Origin of the sequence: Shewanella sp. ECSMB14102 (assembly GCF_000813075.1) — a bacterium.
GTDB classification, from domain to species: domain Bacteria; phylum Pseudomonadota; class Gammaproteobacteria; order Enterobacterales; family Shewanellaceae; genus Shewanella; species Shewanella indica.
Genome location: NZ_JWGX01000114.1, coordinates 1 through 1,334, shown reverse-complemented (window position 1 = coordinate 1,334; position 1,334 = coordinate 1). Strand labels below are relative to the sequence as shown.

2 protein-coding genes and 1 pseudogene are annotated in these 1,334 nt (G+C 39.2%); all 3 read left to right on the top strand.

Features of this window, described 5'->3' with window-relative positions; all coding sequences use genetic code 11:
- A pseudogene (locus tag RC73_RS19585) lies at nt 1-294 on the top strand (toxin secretion, membrane fusion protein); the annotation flags it as partial.
- Nucleotides 295-520: 226 nt separating this feature from the next.
- On the top strand, nt 521-658 hold the full coding sequence (locus RC73_RS20405) for a class IIb bacteriocin, lactobin A/cerein 7B family (RefSeq protein WP_160289603.1): 138 nt from the start codon (nt 521-523) through the stop codon (nt 656-658).
- 43 nt (nt 659-701) lie between these two features.
- Nucleotides 702-1,157, top strand: coding sequence for a hypothetical protein (locus RC73_RS19580; RefSeq protein WP_160289602.1), 456 nt, complete (start codon nt 702-704; stop codon nt 1,155-1,157).
- The last annotated feature ends 177 nt before the right edge of the window (nt 1,158-1,334 follow it).

Below are 1,334 nucleotides of genomic sequence, written 5' to 3'. Positions count from 1 at the left end.
GCGAGACTCAGATTTGATGCATTCCCGTACCAGAGATTTGGTTTTCTGGCAGCTACTGTGTCGCGGATAGATAAATCTTTACTATTGCAGGGCGAGGCGGATATACCAGTGCAGCTTGATGAACCGGTTTACCGGGTGCAAACCACCTTGTCTCAGCAAAACATTAATGCTTACGGCGAAGAGTTTGCGCTAAAGCCCGGGATGTTGCTGGAAGCGGACATTATTTTGGATAAACGCTCGCTGTCGGATTGGCTATTGGATCCCATCTATAACCTCAAAGGCAGGGTGGGTTAAATGACTCTTTGTGAAATAAGCTTGGTAGAATTTAGCTTGTTTGACGCTGCCTTAAATGTAGCAGAGTCCACTGTAGCAGTGTGACTAATCGGCGAACAGGCTAAAAGGTAGGGCAAAGGTTTCGCAGCCGGCCATATCTTTGAAAGACGCTCGAAGACATTTTGAAAGAAATGTCACCCGATGAAAGCTTCAAGCACTCATAATATCCATGTTAAGGAAAAGTATTATGCAAGAATTAAAAATGGACGAGTTAGTGCAGGTGAATGGTGGGATAGCACCTCTTGCTGTTATGGCTGGCGCTCACATGGCAAAATCTCTGTATTTGTCATATAGAGTTTATAAAGCAGCTAAGGCTATCCACTAAGTAATATTTGGAGGGGCGCGGCTATATTCGCGCCTTATTGACTATGTTCTACAAGTACTATTTTGAAGGAAAATGCTACAACCTGGTTAATAACTGGTTTTGTGGATTGCACATTTATTACGGAGATAAATTAATTTATAGAGAAAATACTGATCTTCCTGAACGAAAAATTGTAGAGAATTTCAATTTTTCGCATGAAGGTACTGACTTTAAGGTTCAAGCAACTAAGAAATGGTTTTCTATCGATTTTAGGGTTTTCCATCTGAAAGGTGCAGAAGAAACCAAGTTGGATTTACACACCTGTCTAGATTATTTTAGATGGATTAAATTATCCTTGAGTTGGAAAGACGCAAACATACTCTTTAAAATTATTTTTTTATCAGAAGTCGCCTTCTTTACCATGGGATTTTGGCTTTTTATCAAAGGAGAGATAGTGGAAGGTGTAATACTGATTTTACTGGCATTAGCAACTATTATCCGCTTCGACATTAAACGTTAGGGCTCATGGTGTTTAAATAGTTATTATTAAAGCAGCCATATTTTAAGTGGAGTCATTGATAGCACTGTTTCTCTGATAATTGCAGTTCAATCTTAGTGATGCTAATAACTGTAAGTTTTGTAAGTTTATCGAGGGTGTTCAAAATTCTGTGTCACGTTAAAAATCACAGATCGATGT

Coding starts and splice junctions, on each gene's coding strand:
- RC73_RS20405 (WP_160289603.1), top strand. CDS start 521: ATGCAAGAATTAAAAATGGACGAGTTAGTGCAGGTGAATGGTGGGATA.
- RC73_RS19580 (WP_160289602.1), top strand. CDS start 702: ATGTTCTACAAGTACTATTTTGAAGGAAAATGCTACAACCTGGTTAAT.